Here is a 15,564-nt window from a genome sequence, read left to right on the forward strand (position 1 = left end):
GCCCATTTACTGGCGAGTAATGGGCAGTTCGCTACCGGACTACCCCTCCACCACCGCAGCGGCCGCCCTGCTCAACGTCAGGACGGCCGCTGTCGGGTCGGCTCAGCCCTTCACGGACCCAGCGGTGAGTCCACGGACGAAGTAGCGCTGCAGCGAGAAGAACACGAGCAGCGGCACCGTCATGGTGATGAACGCACCCGCGGTGAGCAGGTGCCACTCCTGGCCCTTGTCGCCGATCAGGTCACGCAGCGTGATCGTGACCACCTCGTTGTCACCCGCCCCGAGGAAGATCAGCGCGACGAGGAGGTCGTTCCAGACCCAGAGGAACTGGAAGATCGCGAACGCTGCCAGCGCGGGCACCGACATCGGCACGATCAGCTTCCAGAAGGTCTGGAAGTGGGACGCCCCGTCGATCTCGGCCGACTCGATGATCTCGTGGGGCAGACTCGACATGTAGTTGCGCAGGATGTAGACCGCCAGGGGCATCCCGAACCCGGTGTGGGCCAGCCACACCGCGAGGAAGGTGCCGTTGAGGTCGTAGTCGCTGAACAGGTTGAGCAGGGGCACGAACGCCACCTGCAACGGCACGACCAGCAGCCCGACGATCAGCATGAACAGCACGTTGCGTCCCCAGAACCGCATGAACGTGAACGCGTACGCAGCAAACGCAGCGATCATGATCGGCAGCAGCGTCGCCGGGACCGAGACGACGATCGAGTTCACGAACGCGTTGGCCATCCCGCTCTCGAGGACCTGGGAGTAGCTGTCCAGGGTCCACTGGGAGAACGGGTCGGTGATGACCGTCCACCAGCCCGACGTCTTGACGTCGGCCTCGTCGCGGAACGACGAGACCAGCAGTCCGAGGGTCGGGATGAACCAGAGGACGCACAGCAGGGTGATGGCGACACGGACAGCGAGGCCGCCCAGGGTGAGTTGCTTCATCAGCGGGCCTCCTGCTTCTTGAACTGGCGCATCTGGTAGATCATCACCGGGATCACCGCGATCATCAGGACGACCACGACCGCCGCCGCCCGACCGGCGTCACCGAACTCGAAGAGCTCGACGAAGAAGGTGTTGGCCAGCACCGAGGTGCCGGACCGACCACCGGTCATGACGTAGACGATGTCGAAGACCTTCAGGACCAGGATGAGGATGGTCACGAAGACCACGATCACCGTCGGCCAGATCTGCGGCACGACGACCTTGAAGAAGATCTGGACCTCGCTGGCCCCGTCGATGCGGGCGGCCTCGACGGTGTCGTCGGGGACGCCCTTGATCGCCGAGGAGAGCAGCACCATCGCGAACCCGGCCTGCAGCCAGACCATGATGACGATCAGGAGCAGGTCGTTGAGGCTGCCGGTCTGGATCCGGAGCCAGGCGACCGGCTCGAAACCGAGGCTCGTCGAGATCGCCGAGAGGAGCCCGATCTGCTTGTCCCCCTGCGCGAACCGGGTCGCGTAGACGAAGCCCCAGATCGTGCTCGCCCCGACGAAGCTGATCGCCATCGGCATGAAGATGACCGACTTCGCGATCCGCTCCGGCAGGGCCTTGAGCCGGTCGGCCAGCACCGCCACGAGCAGGCCGACGATGACGCTGCCGGCCGGGACGATGAGGATCCAGAGCAGGTTGTTGAACAACGTGCCGAGGAACTCCTTGTCCTGGAACAGGTCGGCGTAGTTCTGGAAGCCCACCCAGTTGATGCTGTTGGCATCGGCGAAGCTGAAGATCACCGTCATCAGGGCCGGGTAGATCAGGAAGACGGTCACCACCAGGACGGCCGGGCCGACGAAGACGTACGGCTTGATCCGCCTGTCCCACTTGCCGGGGAGCAGCCCCACCAGGAAGTTGAGCACCCAGTAGAGAGCGGCGGTGCCGCCGACCCCCAGGACGATCGCGACCAGGCCGTTGACGATCTTCAGGAAAGGATCATCGCTCATCCTCGCCAGCTCTCCTCGATCGCGTCCGCAGCCTCCTGAGCGCTCTTCTCACCTCCGACGTAGGCGTTCATCTCGCTCCAGAACGTGCCGGCGCCGACCTGCGCGGGCATCAGGTCCGAACCGTCGAAGCGGAAGGTGTCGGCGTCCTGCAGCAGGGTCGCGATCTCCCCGAACATCGGGTCGGCGTAGTTGGAGTTGTCGAACTCCGTGCTCGGCGAGAGCCAGCCGCCGGCCTTGGCCCACTCGGCACCGAAGTCGGGCGAGGCGAAGAACTCCATCAGCTCGACCACGTCGGTGTCGTTGGTGAAGGCGGTCGCCATGTCACCGGCACCGAGCACCGGGGTGCCCTCGAAACCGCCCTCCATGTCGCCCGGAAGCGCGAAGACGTTGACGTTGCCGGCCAGGTCCTGCTGGACGTCCTTCGGGAAGAACGTGGTGATGAAGTTGGCCTGGCGGTGCATCTGGCAGCCCGGCGGGTCGGTGAACAGCGGCAGCGGCGAGTCACCGAAGGGCTCGCTCAGAGTGCCGTCGGCCCCGCCGCGTACGTTCTTCGGCTTGTTGATGATCTCGCCCATGGTCTCGATCGCCTGGACGATCTTCGGGTCGTTGAACGGGACCTCGTGGTTGGTCCAGTCGTCGTAGAACTCCGGGCCCTCCTGGCGCAGGACGATCTCCTCGACCCAGTCGGTGTAGACCCACCCGGTGTCGGCGCCAGCCTCGGCACCGAAGCACCACGGGGTCTGGCCCTTGGCGATGATGTCGTCCTGGAGCGACATCAGCTCGTCCCACGTCGTCGGCGTCTTGTAGCCGGACTCCTCGAAGTTCTTCGGGGTCCAGACCAGCGACTTCATCGAGACCCGGATCGGGACACCATAGGTCTTGTCGTCGATCTCGACCGAGTCCATCAGGCCCGGGACCATCGCGTCGTCGAGCTTGTCGACGTCGATGAGGTCGTCGAGCGGAAGCGTGTCGCCCGACTCGGTCAGGTCACCGACCAGACCGGGCTGCGGGAAGAGCGCGATGTCGGGGGCATCGTTTCCGTTGACCTTGGTGCGGATCTCGGTCGTGAAGTCGGTGGACGGGGTGTAGGTGACCTTGATCCCCGTCTCGTCGGTGAACGTCTTGAGTGCCGCGTTGAGACCCACGGCCTCGCCCTCGGGAATGGCACCGAGGATCTGGATGCTGCCGTCTCCCTCTTCGGTGTCGCCGGCATCGTTGCTGCCGCCGCCACCCGGCACACCACAGCCGGTCGCGACGAGCAGGCCTGCGGTTGCTGCTCCGATTTGCCACTTGCGCACGTGCATTGGAATTGCACCCTCCATCGTCGTTTGATCCACGGAGTCGTGCCACGCAGGCCGCGTCGGGTCCACGAGGCAGCGCCTCGTTATGTGATCTCCGTAACACTAGTCGCTACGGTCCATCGATGTCCCGGACAAATTGTCGAACATTCACCCGAGAACGCGCAGGACCATACCTGTCGGACGCTCGGGCGTTACGGAGACCCGCCAGCGCGGAGTGGCTCCGGAGGCCGAGGTAGGCCAGAATCAGCGCCCAAATGAACTATCCCCGCTCTCCCCAGCACGGGCCCCCGGGGCCCCATCACCAGCCTCCCCGCGACCCGCTGGCCGTGGCCGGCCGACTGGCGGCCGCCATCTGCTCGATCCTCTTCTGGCTGATCGGCGCGATCGCCCTGATCGCGGCCGTGATCGGCGTCTTCCGGACCTTCGGCGGCGACCTGACCTGGCGTTCGGTCGGGATCTGGACCGTCGCCGGCATCGGCTGCCTCGCGTTCTCCTGGATCATCGCCGCGCTCGGCCGGATCGGACTCGACGACGAGCCGATCGGGTCCTGGCGCACAGCCCCGTTCGAGCTGGCGCGGATCCTCTACCGCAACAGATGACATCAGGCCGTACGCAGCATCTCGGGCGAGCTGCGTACGGCCTGGTGTCGTGGGGTCTAGGCGAGCGCCTTCCCGCCCTCCACAGCGGACGGGGTGGCGGCGTGGTCGTCGACCATCGTGGTCTCGTCGAACGGGTCCTGACCAGCCAGGACACGGTCGAGCTGAGTGTGGTCGACGGTCTTGGTCCAGTGGCCGACCAGGACGGTGGCGACCGAGTTGCCGGCGAAGTTGGTCAGCGCACGGGCCTCGGACATGAACCGGTCGATGCCCACGATCAGGCCCACGCCGTCCACCATCTCCGGGCGGTGCGACTGGAGACCGCCGGCCAGGGTCGCGAGGCCGGCGCCGGTGACACCGGCGGCGCCCTTGGAGGCGATCATCATGAACAGCAGCAGACCGATCTGCTCACCGATGCTCAGCGGGTCGCCCATCGCGTCCGCGATGAAGATCGAGGCCATCGTCAGGTAGATCGCGGTGCCGTCCAGGTTGAACGAGTAGCCGGTCGGGACGACCACACCGACGGTCGCCTTCTCGACGCCCGCGTGCTCCATCTTCGCGATCAGGCGCGGGAGGGCGGACTCCGAGGAGCTGGTCGAGAGGATGAGCAGGAACTCGCGGCCGAGGTACTTGAGCAGCTTGAACAGGTTCACCCCGGTGGCCAGCTTGAGCAGCACGCCGAGGATGACGAAGACGAAGATCGCGCAGGTGATGTAGAAGGCGATCATGATGACCGCGAGGCTCTTGAGCGCGTCGATGCCGGTCTCGCCCACGACACCGGCGATGGCACCGAAGGCACCGACCGGGGCGGCCCACATGATCATCGCGAGCACCCGGAAGATCAGCTTCTGGATCCAGGTGATCGCGTTGAGGATCGGCTTGCCCGACTCCCCCATCCGCTGCAGCGCGAAGCCGACCAGCAGCGCGACGAGCAGGGTCTGCAGCACGACACCGGAGGTCAGCGCCGAGAAGAGCGAGGTCGGGATGATGCTGAGCAGGAAGTCGGTCGTGCTCGCGTGTCCCTCCGAGGCCGCCTCCTGGCCCGCGCTGGACGCGTCCGAGCTCAGCTGGAGGCCGGTGCCCGGGTCGATGATGTTGCCGACGACGACACCGATCGCCAGGGCGACCGTGGACATCACGATGAAGTAGACCAGCGCCAGCCCGCCGACCTTGCCGACCTTGGCTGCGTTGGCGACCGAGCCGACGCCGATCACCAGGGTGCAGAAGATGATCGGCTGGATCATCATCTTGATCAGGTTCACGAACGCGGTCCCGATCGGCTTCAGCTCGACGGCGAAGCCCGGAGCGATCAGCCCGACCAGGATGCCGAGGACCACCGCGGCGATCACCGCGATGTAGAGATAGTGGGTCCGGTCCTTCGTCGGTGGTGTCCCTGTCGTGGTCGTACTCATCGTTCCTCCTGGTCCGGTCTGTGTCCGCGCCCGTCTGGGGCAACCTCGGCAACTCTGCGGCAGAAAGTGACGACCGTCACTGTTGTGTTCGTTGTGTTCGTGGCTGCCGTCACAACCACGTCGCCGGGGTGGGCCAGAATGAGGTGGTGCTCCGCGTCCGCCCGCTCCGCTCCCGCGCCATCCGGGATCGCCCGGTGGCTCAGCAGGTGCTGCTCCTCCAGTTCGGCACGGTGCTGCTGCTCGTCGTCACCGGCATCCTGATGGCCTCCTACGACGCGCGTCGCGACTCCTACAGCCGAGCCACCCAACGCGCGGTCGCCGTGGCCCAGACCGTCGCCGACTCCCCCGCCGTGCGCACGGCCCTGCGCGGCGAGGACCCGACAACGACCCTCCAGCCCTGGACCGAGGAGGTCCGTCGCGACACCGACACCGACTTCGTCGTGGTGATGGACCTGGACCGCACCCGCTACACCCACACCGACCCGGATCAGATCGGCGGGAGGTTCGTCGGCGACCTCGGCGGTGCGCCGGAGGGCGAGGTCTTCACCCAGCAGTACACCGGCACCCTCGGCCCGTCGGTCCGTTCGGTGGTGCCGGTCGAGGACGGCGACGAGATCATCGCGCTCGTCTCCGTCGGCATCACGGTCAGCGACATCAACCGCGGCCTCAAGCGCGACGTCCGGATCGTGCTGCTCTTCGGCGGGCTCGTGCTGATCGCCGGGCTGACCGGTGCCTGGCTGCTGAGCCGACGCCTGCACCGACTGACCCACGGCCTGGGCGAGCGCGAGCTGGCCCGGATGTACGAGTACTACTCCGCCGTCCTCCATTCCGTACGCGAGGGGCTCCTCCTGCTCGATGGCGAGGGGCGGGTGCAGCTCGTCAACGACGAGGCCCGGCGGCTGCTGGCCCTGCCGGAGGACGTGGTCGGCACCCGGATCGAGGAGCTCGGCCTGGCGCCAGGCCTGGTCGCCGCCGCCCGCGGCCGCACCGCCGAGTCCGACGACCTCTATCTGGCCGGCGAGCGGATCCTCGTCGTCTCCGCGGCACCGGCCCGCTGGGACGGCCGAGACGTCGGCTCCGTGGTGACCCTGCGCGACCACACCGAGCTGCGCTCGGTGACCGGCGAGCTCGACGTCGTACGCCGCCTCACCGAGTCCCTCCGATCGCAGAACCACGAGGCGGCCAACCGGCTGCACACCGTGGTGTCTCTCATCGAGATGGGCCGGTCGGCGGAGGCGGTGGAGTTCGCCACCGAGGAGCTGCAGGTCGCCCAGCTCCTCACCGACCAGGTCGTCGGCGCGGTCGAGGACCCTGTCGTCGCGGCGCTCCTGCTCGGGAAGTCGGCCGAGGCCGCCGAGCAGGGGGTCGAGTTCCGGATCGTCGGAGAGCTGCCGCCGGGCACGGGCATCCCGCCACGCGATCTGGTGACGGTGCTGGGCAACCTGGTCGACAACGCCTTCGACGCCGTCTCCGGCTTCGAGTCCCGTCAGGTCGAGGTGCACCTCACCGGTGACGACCACACCCTGACGGTCCGCGTGGGCGACAGCGGTCCCGGTCTGGAGGACACCGCGGCGGCGCGCGTCCTCGACCGCGGGTGGACGACCAAGGCCGAGCCAGGCACCGGCCGTGGCCTCGGCCTCGCGCTGGTCGGCCAGGTCGCCCGGCGCCACGGCGGCGAGGTCCTCGTCGGCCGCTCCCACCTCGGCGGAGCCGAGTTCACGGTCACCCTCGACACGGAGGTCTCGGAATGAGTGTGCGGGTCCTGGTCGTCGAGGACGAGGCGCTGGCCGCCGAGGCCCATGCGGCGTACGTCGGGAGGGTTCCGGGCTTCGCCCTGGCCGGGATCGCGCGGTCGGCACGGGAGGCGGTCAGGGCGCTCGACGCCGCCCGGGACGCCGGTGCTCCCGTCGACCTGATCCTGCTCGACATGAACCTGCCCGACGGGCACGGGCTCGGGCTGCTCAGCCGGCTCCGCACCGCCGGGCATCTGTGCGACGTGATCGCGGTGACGGCCGCACGGGACACGAAGGTGGTGCGGCAGGCCGTCGTGCAGGGCGTGGTGCTCTACCTGCTCAAGCCGTTCACGTTCGCGACCTTCCGGGCCAAGCTCGAGCAGTACGCCGATTACCGGGCGCGGCTGGAGGCGGCCCCGGAAGAGGTCGTCCAGGACGAGGTCGACCAGCTCCTGGGGTCGCTGCGGCCCACCGGAAGCACGCCGCTGCCCAAGGGCATGAGCGCAGAGACGCTGCGGGCCGTGACGGCCGCGCTGCGCGAGGCCGAGGGCGACCTGTCCGCGAGCGAGGTCGCGGCGGTGGTCGGTGCGTCGCGGGTGACCGCGCGACGCTACCTGGAGCATCTCGCCGACAAGGGCCTGGCCGCGCGCGGGGTCCGTTACGGGCCCAGCGGGGGCCGTCCCGAGGTCAGCTACTCCTGGAGCTAGGCCGGCGCGGTAAATGGTTCGCGCGCGGGGTCTGTCGCCGGGCAGAGTCGATGCCCATGACGACCAGCGATCTGTGGAGCCGGGAAGCTGCCGAGCGCTACGACGACCCCGACGACTGGGTCAACTCGCCCGAGGTGACCGGGCCTGTCGCCCACTTCCTCGCCGAGGTCGCCGACGGTGGCCCGGCGCTCGAGCTCGCCATCGGGACGGGCCGGATCGGCGTACCTCTGCGGGAGCTGGGGGTGCCGGTCACGGGCATCGAGCTCTCCCAGCCGATGGTCGACGTCCTGCGGCGCAAGGTCACCGCGGAGGAGATCCCGGTCGTGGTCGGCGACATGGCCACGGCCGAGGCGCCCGGGGCCGGGACGTACTCCTTGGTCTATCTGGTCTTCAACACCATCGGGAACCTGCGTACGCAGGAGGAGCAGGTCGCCTGCTTCGCCAACGCCGCTCGCCATCTGGCCCCAGGAGGCCGCTTCGTGGTCGAGGTCGGCGTGCCCGGGCTGCGGCGGCTACCGCCGGGAAGCCCCGCGATCCCGTTCGACGTGTCCCCCGGACACCTGGGGTTCGACACCTACGACCTGGTCACCCAGCAGGCGATCTCGCACCACTACACCCGTGAGGCCGACGGCCGCTTCCGCTACGGGCAGCACAACTTCCGCTTCGTCTGGCCCTCCGAGCTCGACCTGATGGCCCGACTTGCCGGGATGACGCCGGAGGCGAGGTACGCCGGCTGGGACCGCTCCGAGTTCACCGGCGAGTCCACGAGTCACGTGTCGCTCTGGCGCAGGCCGGAGTAGCGCTGGAACTCCCAGGCGAGCCGGATCGCCTCCCGGACGGCTTCGCCGGCGGCGCGGTCGAGGTATGCCTCGATCTTGTGATGCGCCTCGAGCCTCGGCGGGATTCCGAAGGCGTCCGGCCAGCGTTCGATCAGCTCCTCACGGCGCTCGACCGGAACCCTGACGAGCAGCGTCGTCGGGTCGACGAGCCTGGCGACCAACCGGTCGTGGACGTACCAGCCGCGCGGTCTGTGGCGGCAACCGTCCAGGGTGGAGACGTAGGCGTCGACCTCGTCGGGGGTCATACTGCTGGAGCGTACGCCGCCAGCTCGGCACGGCCGAGCGGGCGGACGTCGGGGCGGTGAGACGGACCGATCCTAGGAAACCGGCCACAGCCCGATGTCGGCGGCGAAGCGGCCGGTGATCCGCTCGATCGCCCCGCCTTCACCGAGCAGGGTCGCGGTCTCCTCAGGGGACGCTCCGCCGTTCTCGCTGAGGGTCACGAGCCGCGTCAGATCCACGGCCAGCGACGGCTCGATCTCGCCCCAGCGCGCCGCCGCGGCGGAGCGATCGGTGGTCCAGGTGCCGTCGTGGACGCTCACCAGGCCCGCGACGGCGAGCAGCGTCTTGCGGGCGATCCGGCGCGACAGGGAGCCCGCGTCGTCGCGGCCGAGGGCGCTCCGCCATCTGCTCAGCAGCAGGCCGATGTCGCCGTTGAACCCGCGGGCGGCACGGGCGTCCGCGGGGAACCCGGGCAGCGCGGCGCCCGGGTCGGGTCCGGCGAGATGGAGGCAGTAGTGGCGAAGGAAGACCCTGTTGCCGTACGCCTCGTCCCCCTCGCCCACGTAGTCGTCCGACATCACCGGGGCGATCTCCACGCCGCGGCAGACCTCGGTGAACGTATCCGAGGCGGCCGCGCCGATCGCGGAGGCGTCCGCGGCCGGGAGGCCGATCGTCAGCAGGTCGACGTCGGAGGTGGGTGCGGTGGCAGTGCCGTTGGCGACCGACCCGTAGGCATAGACCGAAACCTCCGGGGCGACCCGCCCGAGGACGTACGCCAGGACCGGCTCGTACAAGGACGGCACTCGGTCGCGGCGCACGCCCGTGACGACCATGCCGTCGGCGGTCAGGCCCTCGCGCGGGTCGGCCACAGCTGTCAGGTGAGGCGCAGGGCCATCTTCGACTCGGTGCGCGGGTCGCCCTCGGGGAAGGGCTGGACGTCACCGGTGGGCTCGAAGCCGATCCGCTCGTAGAGGCGGCGGCCGGACTCGTTGCCGTCGACGACCCACAGCGTCAGCACGGTGGCGCCGTCGCGGCGGGCCCAGTCGGCGACACCGTGGACGAGCGCCTCGGCGAGGCCGTGGCCACGAGCATCGGGCGCCAGCCACATCGAGATCATGTGGTGCTCGTCGTCGTGGATGATCCCGGCCGCGAGCCCGGACGGCTTGTCGCCGACCCAGGCGATCACGGCGGCGCCGGACGCCGCCCACAGCCGCCAGCGCTCGTCGGGCCAGGCAGCGACCTCCTCGTAGGAGGCCCAGTAGGCCTCCGGGGTGTCCTGCAGAGCGGCCAGGCGCACCTGCTTGAGCGCCGGCCACTCGTCCTCGACGACGACGCGCACCTCCGCCGTCGGGACCACCTTGTCAGGGGTCCCGACGCCGGGAAGTGAGCTGGGCCTCCTAGGGGCACTCATGCCGTCACGCCAGGTCGAGACCGGGGTACAGCGGGAACTTCGCGAGCAGCTCCGCCGCGGCGGCCTTGGTGTTGTCGGCGACGCCGTCCTCGATGGCGTAGGAGGCCTTGGACGGGCCGCCGGCCTTGGTGGTGCCCGGGGTCGTCTTGGCGAGGACGTCGACGATGAGCTCGGCGACGCGGTCGAACTCGTCGGCGCCGAAGCCGCGGGTGGTCAGGGCCGGGGTGCCGAGGCGGATGCCCGAGGTGTACCAAGCACCGTTGGGGTCGGCCGGGACCGAGTTGCGGTTGGTGACCACGCCGGAGTCGAGCAGCGCCGACTCGGCCTGGCGACCGGTGAGACCGAAGCTCGTCACGTCCAGCAGGACGAGGTGGTTGTCGGTGCCGCCGGTGACCAGCTTGGCGCCGCGCTTGAGGAAGCCCTCGGCGAGCGACTTGGCGTTGTCGGCGACCTGCTGGGCGTAGGTCTGGAAGCTCTCCTGCTTCGCCTCGGCGAAGGCGACGGCCTTCGCGGCCATGACGTGGCTGAGCGGGCCACCGAGGACCATCGGGCAACCGCGGTCGACGCTCGGGGCGTACTCCTCCGTGGCCAGGATGAACCCACCGCGCGGGCCGCGCAGCGACTTGTGGGACGTCGAGGTGACGACGTGGGCGTAGGGAACCGGGTTCTCCTCGCCCTGGAAGACCTTGCCGGCGACGAGCCCGGCGAAGTGGGCCATGTCCACCATCAGGGTGGCGCCGACCTCGTCGGCGATCTCGCGCATCTTGGCGAAGTTCACCCGGCGCGGGTAGGCGGAGTAGCCGGCCACGATGACCAGCGGCTGGAACTCCTTGGCCTTGGCACGCAGCGCGTCGTAGTCGAGCAGCCCGGTCTCAGGGTCGGTGCCGTACTGGTTCTGGTGGAACATCTTGCCCGAGATGTTCGGGCGGAAGCCGTGGGTGAGGTGGCCACCGGCGTCCAGGCTCATGCCGAGCAGGCGCTGGTTGCCGAGCTCGGCACGCAGCGTCTCCCAGTCGGCCTCGGAGAGCTCGTTCATGTTCTTGACGGCCATCTTCTCCAGCCACGGGCCCTCGACCCGGTGGGCGAGGATGGCCCAGTAGGCGGTGAGGTTGGCGTCGATGCCGGAGTGGGGCTGCACGTAGGCGTACTCGGCGCCGAAGAGCTCCTTGGCGTGATCGGCGGCGATCTGCTCGACGGTGTCGACGTTCTGGCAGCCGGCGTAGAAGCGGTGGCCGACGGTGCCCTCGGCGTACTTGTCGGAGAACCAGGTGCCCATCGTCATCAGCGTGGCGGGGCTCGCGTAGTTCTCGCTCGCGATCAGCTTGAGGCTGGCGCGCTGGTCAGCGAGCTCCTGCTTGGTCGCCTCGGCGATGCGGGGCTCCACGGAGGCGATGACCTCGAGGGCTTGGTTGTAGGCAGAACTCGTCAAGGCGGACAGATCGCTCATGGGTCACAGCGTAGTCAGCCGCGCGGACGAGAGCAGCATCGTGGTCGCCCGGTGGGTTGCGTACGTCCCCTATCACCGCCCCCGGGAATGGGATGCCACTCAACCGAGTTAAGAGACCGTGACCAGATGGTGACCTCGGCCACATCGCCCGCGTGAATAAGCGGGAACGTCCCACATAACGGACCGATGTCTCATATACCGGGATTCCAGATTGCACACGGGCCGTCCGCTACCTGAGACTCCTTGACATGGTCACTGCTGCAACACATGCGCACCTCGTGGTTCGACGCCACGTGGACTATTGCCGCATCCGCAGCTCGATCTGTTGGCGCCACTGACGCCCAGCGCTCCGCATCCCACCGCGTCGAGCCGCTGGCCCGCCGCCCGACAGACATCCCGGGCGCCCGCCGCGAGCACGTCCCTGCTCCGCCGTGCGTCCACGACCGACGCAAAGGTTTCTCTGACATGAGCGACAACCGGTTTCAGGCCAAGCGCGCCACCCGGACCGAGATCCCCCGGCCCAAGAAGGGCGAGGGTCAGTGGGCCCTCGGCTACACCGAGCCGCTGAACAAGAACGAGGAGTCGAAGAAGAACGACGACCCGCTCAACGTTCGCGACCGGATCCTCTACACCTACTCCAAGCGCGGGTTCGACTCGATCGACCCGGCCGACATGCGCGGCCGCTTCCGGTGGTTCGGCCTCTACACCCAGCGCAAGCCCGGGATCGACGGCGGCAAGACCGCCATCCTCGAGGAAGAGGAGCTCGACGACCGCTACTTCATGATGCGGGTCCGCTCCGACGGCAAGCTCCTCTCCCCCGCCGCGGTGCGCACGCTCGGTCAGATCGGCGTCGACTTCGCCCGGGACACCGCTGACATCACCGACCGCGAGAACATCCAGTACCACTGGATCGAGATCGAGAACGTCCCGGAGATCTGGTCGCGCCTGGAGGAGGTCGGGCTGCACTCGACCGAGGCCTGCGGTGACTCGCCGCGTCCGTTCCTGGGCTCGCCGGTCGCCGGCGTCGCCGCCGACGAGATCATCGACGGCACCTCGGCGCTGCGCGAGATCGAGTCGCGCTACCTGGGCGACCCCGCCTTCTCGAACTTCCCGCGCAAGTTCAAGACCGCGCTGACCGGTCACCCCTCGCACGACGTGGCCCCCGAGATCAACGACGTCGCCTTCGTCGGCACCGTCCACCCCGAGCACGGCCCCGGCTTCGACGTCTGGGTCGGTGGCGGCCTGTCCACCAACCCGCGCCTGGCCGAGAAGCTCGGCGTGTGGGTGCCGCTCGAGGAGGTTGCCGACGTGTGGGCCGGAGTGGCCGGCATCTTCCGCGACTACGGCTACCGCCGGCTGCGCTCGCGGGCGCGGCTGAAGTTCCTGGTCGCCGACTGGGGTGTCGAGAAGTTCCGGGAGGTGCTCGAGAACGAGTACCTCGACCGCCAGCTCGTCTCCCACCCCTCCCCCGAGTCGCCGCTGGGTCACCGCGACCACATCGGCATCCACGACCAGAAGGATGGGAAGAAGTACGTCGGGGTCGCCCCGATCGCCGGCCGCATCTCCGGCACCCACCTGGTCGAGCTCGCCGGCGTGCTGGAGAAGTTCGGCGTCGAGGGTGCCCGGCTCACGCCGTACCAGAAGATCGTGCTCATCGGTGTCTCGCCGGAGGTCGTCGAGGACCTGGTCGCCGACCTGGACGCCATCGGCTTCTCGGCCCGGCCCTCCAACTGGCGCCAGAACACGATGGCCTGCACCGGAATCGAGTTCTGCAAGCTCGCGATCGTGGACACCAAGGACCGCGCCCGCGACCTGATCGCCTCGCTCGAGTCGAGGTTCCCCGAGCTCGACGCCTCCATCACCGTCAACGTCAACGGGTGCCCCAACGCCTGCGCCCGCACGCAGGTCGCCGACATCGGGCTCAAGGGCCAGCTGGTCCTCGACGACGACGGCAACCAGGTCGAGGGCTTCCAGGTGCACCTGGGCGGCGCGACCGGGCTGACCGCCAACTTCGGCCGCAAGCTGCGGGCCCACAAGGTCACTTCGGCCGGGCTCGACGACTACATCTCCGCGCTGGTGGTCAACTACCTGGCCGACCGGACCGACGGCGAGACGTTCTCGGCCTGGACCGCTCGGGCCGACGAGGTGCTGCTGCGCGGCGAGAAGACCCTGACGGAGGTGCCCGCATGAGCGAGCGCGCCGGGACGCCGTTCCACTGCCCCTTCTGCGGGGAGACCGATCTGTGGCCGCACGAGGCCGCACACGGTTCCTGGGAGTGCCGCGCCTGCCTGCGAGCCTTCCAGCTGAAGTCGTTGGGACAGATCTCTCGGACCGCTACGAAGGAGGCGCACGCATGAGCGTCAGCACAGCAGCCGCCCGGGCCAACCGCGGGGTTGACACCGATGGCCGCAGCCCCGAGGAGCTGCGCGAGATCGTCTCCCACTGGGGAGCCGAGCTCGAGCTCGCCCCGGCCGAGACGATCATCGAGTGGGCCGCCGCCACCTTCGGCGAGCGGTTCGCGATCACGTCCTCGATGGGTGACGCGGTCCTCGCACACCTGGCCTCCAAGGTCGTGCCCGGGATCGATGTGGTCTTCCTCGACACCGGCTACCACTTCATCGAGACGATCGGCACCCGCGACGCGGTCGCGGCGACGATGCCGGTCAACCTGCTGACGATCACGCCGGTGCAGAGCGTGGCCGAGCAGGACGCGGAGTACGGCAAGGACCTCTACCGGACCGACCCCGACCTGTGCTGCGCGCTGCGCAAGGTCAAGCCGCTGGCCGACTCGCTCGCCTCCTACGACGCCTGGGCCACCGGCCTGCGCCGCGCGGAGACGAAGAACCGGGTCATCGCCCCGGTCATCGGCTGGGACGCCAAGCGCCAGAAGGTCAAGGTCTCGCCGATGGCGCGATGGTCCGACGAGCAGGTCGAGCGATATATCGAGGACAACGGAGTGCTCGTGAACCCGCTCGTCTATGACGGGTATCCCTCGATCGGCTGCGCGCCGTGCACCCGCCGGGTCGCCCCCGGCGAGGACCCGCGCAGCGGGCGATGGGCCGGCACCGGCAAGACCGAGTGCGGCATCCACGCCTGACCCGCTCCATCACAGACTTTCCGACTTTCCCTGCAACACCCGAAGGATGAAGACAATGGCAGCTCCCGCTCTGGTAGCCCTGGCTCACGGCAGCCGCGATCCGCAGTCCGCCGCGACCATCAACGCCCTCGTGGCCGAGGTACGCGCCCTGCGCCCCGACCTCCGCATCGAAGCCGCCTTCCTCGACCACTCCCGGCCGCGTTTCCAGGCCGTCATCGACAAGCTGGTCAAGGCCGGCCACGACGAGATCGTCGTCGTGCCGCTGCTGCTGACCGAGGCGTTCCACGCCCGCGTCGACGTACCCTCGGTCATCGCCGAGGCCACCGCCCGCCACTCCGGCCTGCGGATCCACACCAGCGCGATCCTCGGCCTCGAGAGCGTCTTCCTGCAGGTGCTCGACGAGCGCCTGCGGGCCTCCCTCAAGGCGGCGCGGGTCCGCGAGCTCGACGCGCTGGTCCTGGCTGCCGCCGGCTCCTCGGACTCGCTGGCCAACCAGTCGGTGGCCCGGCTGGCCCGGATCTGGGGTGCCCACCACAAGCTGCCGGTCGTGGCTGCGTACGCCTCGGCCGCTCCGCCCGCGACCGGCGAGGCCGTGCGTGCCTTCCGCGCCGAGGGCCGCCGCCACATCGCCGTCGGCATGCTCTTCCTGGCTCCCGGACAGCTGCCCGACCGGGCCAAGGAGCTCGCGCTCGAAGCCGGCGCCGTCGCGGTCAGCGACCCGATGGGCGCCCACCCCGAGGTCGCCCGCACCATCCTGGCCCGCTACGCCGTCGGCGCGGTCGAGCTCGTCCCGGTCTGATCCGCAGGCGCGCCGAGTCGGCCCGTCTTGACACCACATCCCGCCGAGTCGGCCCGTCATGAC

The 15,564-nt window shown here is 69.0% G+C and carries 16 protein-coding genes; 8 read left to right on the forward strand and 8 right to left on the reverse strand.

Annotated elements, in window-relative coordinates; all coding sequences use genetic code 11:
- Positions 1-102 precede the first annotated feature (102 nt).
- The 3 genes from ACFVDI_RS26920 to ACFVDI_RS26930 are packed head-to-tail and all read right to left on the reverse strand — an operon-like array spanning position 103 to position 3,235.
- Complete coding sequence (locus tag ACFVDI_RS26920; protein WP_378911961.1) at positions 103-942, reverse strand: carbohydrate ABC transporter permease; 840 nt, start codon at positions 940-942, stop codon at positions 103-105.
- Positions 942-1,937 (reverse strand): carbohydrate ABC transporter permease, encoded by a 996-nt coding sequence (locus tag ACFVDI_RS26925; protein WP_378911963.1) that lies wholly within the window; start codon positions 1,935-1,937, stop codon positions 942-944. The genes ACFVDI_RS26920 and ACFVDI_RS26925 overlap by 1 nt, the downstream gene beginning before the upstream one ends.
- The gene (locus ACFVDI_RS26930; protein WP_378911965.1) at positions 1,934-3,235 is read right to left on the reverse strand and encodes an ABC transporter substrate-binding protein; all 1,302 of its coding nucleotides are present in this window, start codon (positions 3,233-3,235) and stop codon (positions 1,934-1,936) included. The genes ACFVDI_RS26925 and ACFVDI_RS26930 overlap by 4 nt, the downstream gene beginning before the upstream one ends.
- Before the next feature lie 257 nt (positions 3,236-3,492).
- On the opposite strand from ACFVDI_RS26930, the gene ACFVDI_RS26935 reads away from it, so the two are divergent.
- Positions 3,493-3,837 (forward strand): hypothetical protein, encoded by a 345-nt coding sequence (locus tag ACFVDI_RS26935; protein ID WP_378911967.1) that lies wholly within the window; start codon positions 3,493-3,495, stop codon positions 3,835-3,837.
- Positions 3,838-3,893: 56 nt separating this feature from the next.
- On the opposite strand, the gene ACFVDI_RS26940 is transcribed toward ACFVDI_RS26935, so the two are convergent.
- Positions 3,894-5,246, reverse strand: a complete 1,353-nt coding sequence (locus tag ACFVDI_RS26940) for a cation:dicarboxylate symporter family transporter (RefSeq protein WP_378911969.1) — start codon at positions 5,244-5,246, stop codon at positions 3,894-3,896.
- A 146-nt stretch (positions 5,247-5,392) separates the two neighbouring features.
- Here ACFVDI_RS26940 and ACFVDI_RS26945 point away from each other — a divergent pair, with 146 nt between their 5' ends.
- Genes ACFVDI_RS26945 through ACFVDI_RS26955 form a run of 3 tightly spaced genes read left to right on the forward strand, consistent with a single transcriptional unit; the run spans position 5,393 to position 8,486 of the window.
- Positions 5,393-6,997, forward strand: coding sequence for an ATP-binding protein (locus tag ACFVDI_RS26945; RefSeq protein WP_378911971.1), 1,605 nt, complete (start codon positions 5,393-5,395; stop codon positions 6,995-6,997).
- Positions 6,994-7,686: a response regulator gene (locus ACFVDI_RS26950; RefSeq protein WP_328530036.1), complete on the forward strand. Its 693-nt coding sequence runs from the start codon at positions 6,994-6,996 to the stop codon at positions 7,684-7,686. Before ACFVDI_RS26945 ends, ACFVDI_RS26950 begins: the two co-directional genes overlap by 4 nt.
- Before the next feature lie 56 nt (positions 7,687-7,742).
- The gene (locus tag ACFVDI_RS26955) at positions 7,743-8,486 is read left to right on the forward strand and encodes a class I SAM-dependent DNA methyltransferase (RefSeq protein ID WP_378911972.1); all 744 of its coding nucleotides are present in this window, start codon (positions 7,743-7,745) and stop codon (positions 8,484-8,486) included.
- On the opposite strand, the gene ACFVDI_RS26960 is transcribed toward ACFVDI_RS26955, so the two are convergent.
- From ACFVDI_RS26960 to ACFVDI_RS26975, 4 genes are all read right to left on the reverse strand, one after another.
- Positions 8,456-8,770: a hypothetical protein gene (locus tag ACFVDI_RS26960; protein ID WP_378911973.1), complete on the reverse strand. Its 315-nt coding sequence runs from the start codon at positions 8,768-8,770 to the stop codon at positions 8,456-8,458. The genes ACFVDI_RS26955 and ACFVDI_RS26960 overlap by 31 nt on opposite strands.
- A gap of 72 nt (positions 8,771-8,842) precedes the next feature.
- The gene (locus ACFVDI_RS26965) at positions 8,843-9,616 is read right to left on the reverse strand and encodes a hypothetical protein (protein WP_378911974.1); all 774 of its coding nucleotides are present in this window, start codon (positions 9,614-9,616) and stop codon (positions 8,843-8,845) included.
- A 5-nt stretch (positions 9,617-9,621) separates the two neighbouring features.
- A complete protein-coding gene (locus ACFVDI_RS26970; protein ID WP_378911975.1) occupies positions 9,622-10,158 on the reverse strand; it encodes a GNAT family N-acetyltransferase in 537 nt (178 codons plus the stop codon).
- Between the two features lie 4 nt (positions 10,159-10,162).
- Positions 10,163-11,605 (reverse strand): glycine hydroxymethyltransferase, encoded by a 1,443-nt coding sequence (locus ACFVDI_RS26975; RefSeq protein WP_378911976.1) that lies wholly within the window; start codon positions 11,603-11,605, stop codon positions 10,163-10,165.
- Between the two features lie 465 nt (positions 11,606-12,070).
- Here ACFVDI_RS26975 and ACFVDI_RS26980 point away from each other — a divergent pair, with 465 nt between their 5' ends.
- Genes ACFVDI_RS26980 through ACFVDI_RS26995 form a run of 4 tightly spaced genes read left to right on the forward strand, consistent with a single transcriptional unit; the run spans position 12,071 to position 15,501 of the window.
- Positions 12,071-13,795: a nitrite/sulfite reductase gene (locus ACFVDI_RS26980; RefSeq protein WP_378911977.1), complete on the forward strand. Its 1,725-nt coding sequence runs from the start codon at positions 12,071-12,073 to the stop codon at positions 13,793-13,795.
- Positions 13,792-13,962: a hypothetical protein gene (locus ACFVDI_RS26985; protein WP_378911979.1), complete on the forward strand. Its 171-nt coding sequence runs from the start codon at positions 13,792-13,794 to the stop codon at positions 13,960-13,962. The genes ACFVDI_RS26980 and ACFVDI_RS26985 overlap by 4 nt, the downstream gene beginning before the upstream one ends.
- Positions 13,959-14,702 carry a phosphoadenylyl-sulfate reductase gene (locus ACFVDI_RS26990; RefSeq protein WP_378911980.1) on the forward strand — a complete coding sequence of 248 codons (744 nt, stop codon included), beginning with the start codon at positions 13,959-13,961 and terminating at the stop codon, positions 14,700-14,702. The genes ACFVDI_RS26985 and ACFVDI_RS26990 overlap by 4 nt, the downstream gene beginning before the upstream one ends.
- A 55-nt stretch (positions 14,703-14,757) precedes the next feature.
- Complete coding sequence (locus ACFVDI_RS26995; protein ID WP_141792938.1) at positions 14,758-15,501, forward strand: CbiX/SirB N-terminal domain-containing protein; 744 nt, start codon at positions 14,758-14,760, stop codon at positions 15,499-15,501.
- Positions 15,502-15,564 lie beyond the last annotated feature (63 nt).

It is taken from the genome of Nocardioides sp. NPDC057767 (genome assembly GCF_042798275.1).
GTDB lineage: Bacteria > Actinomycetota > Actinomycetes > Propionibacteriales > Nocardioidaceae > Nocardioides.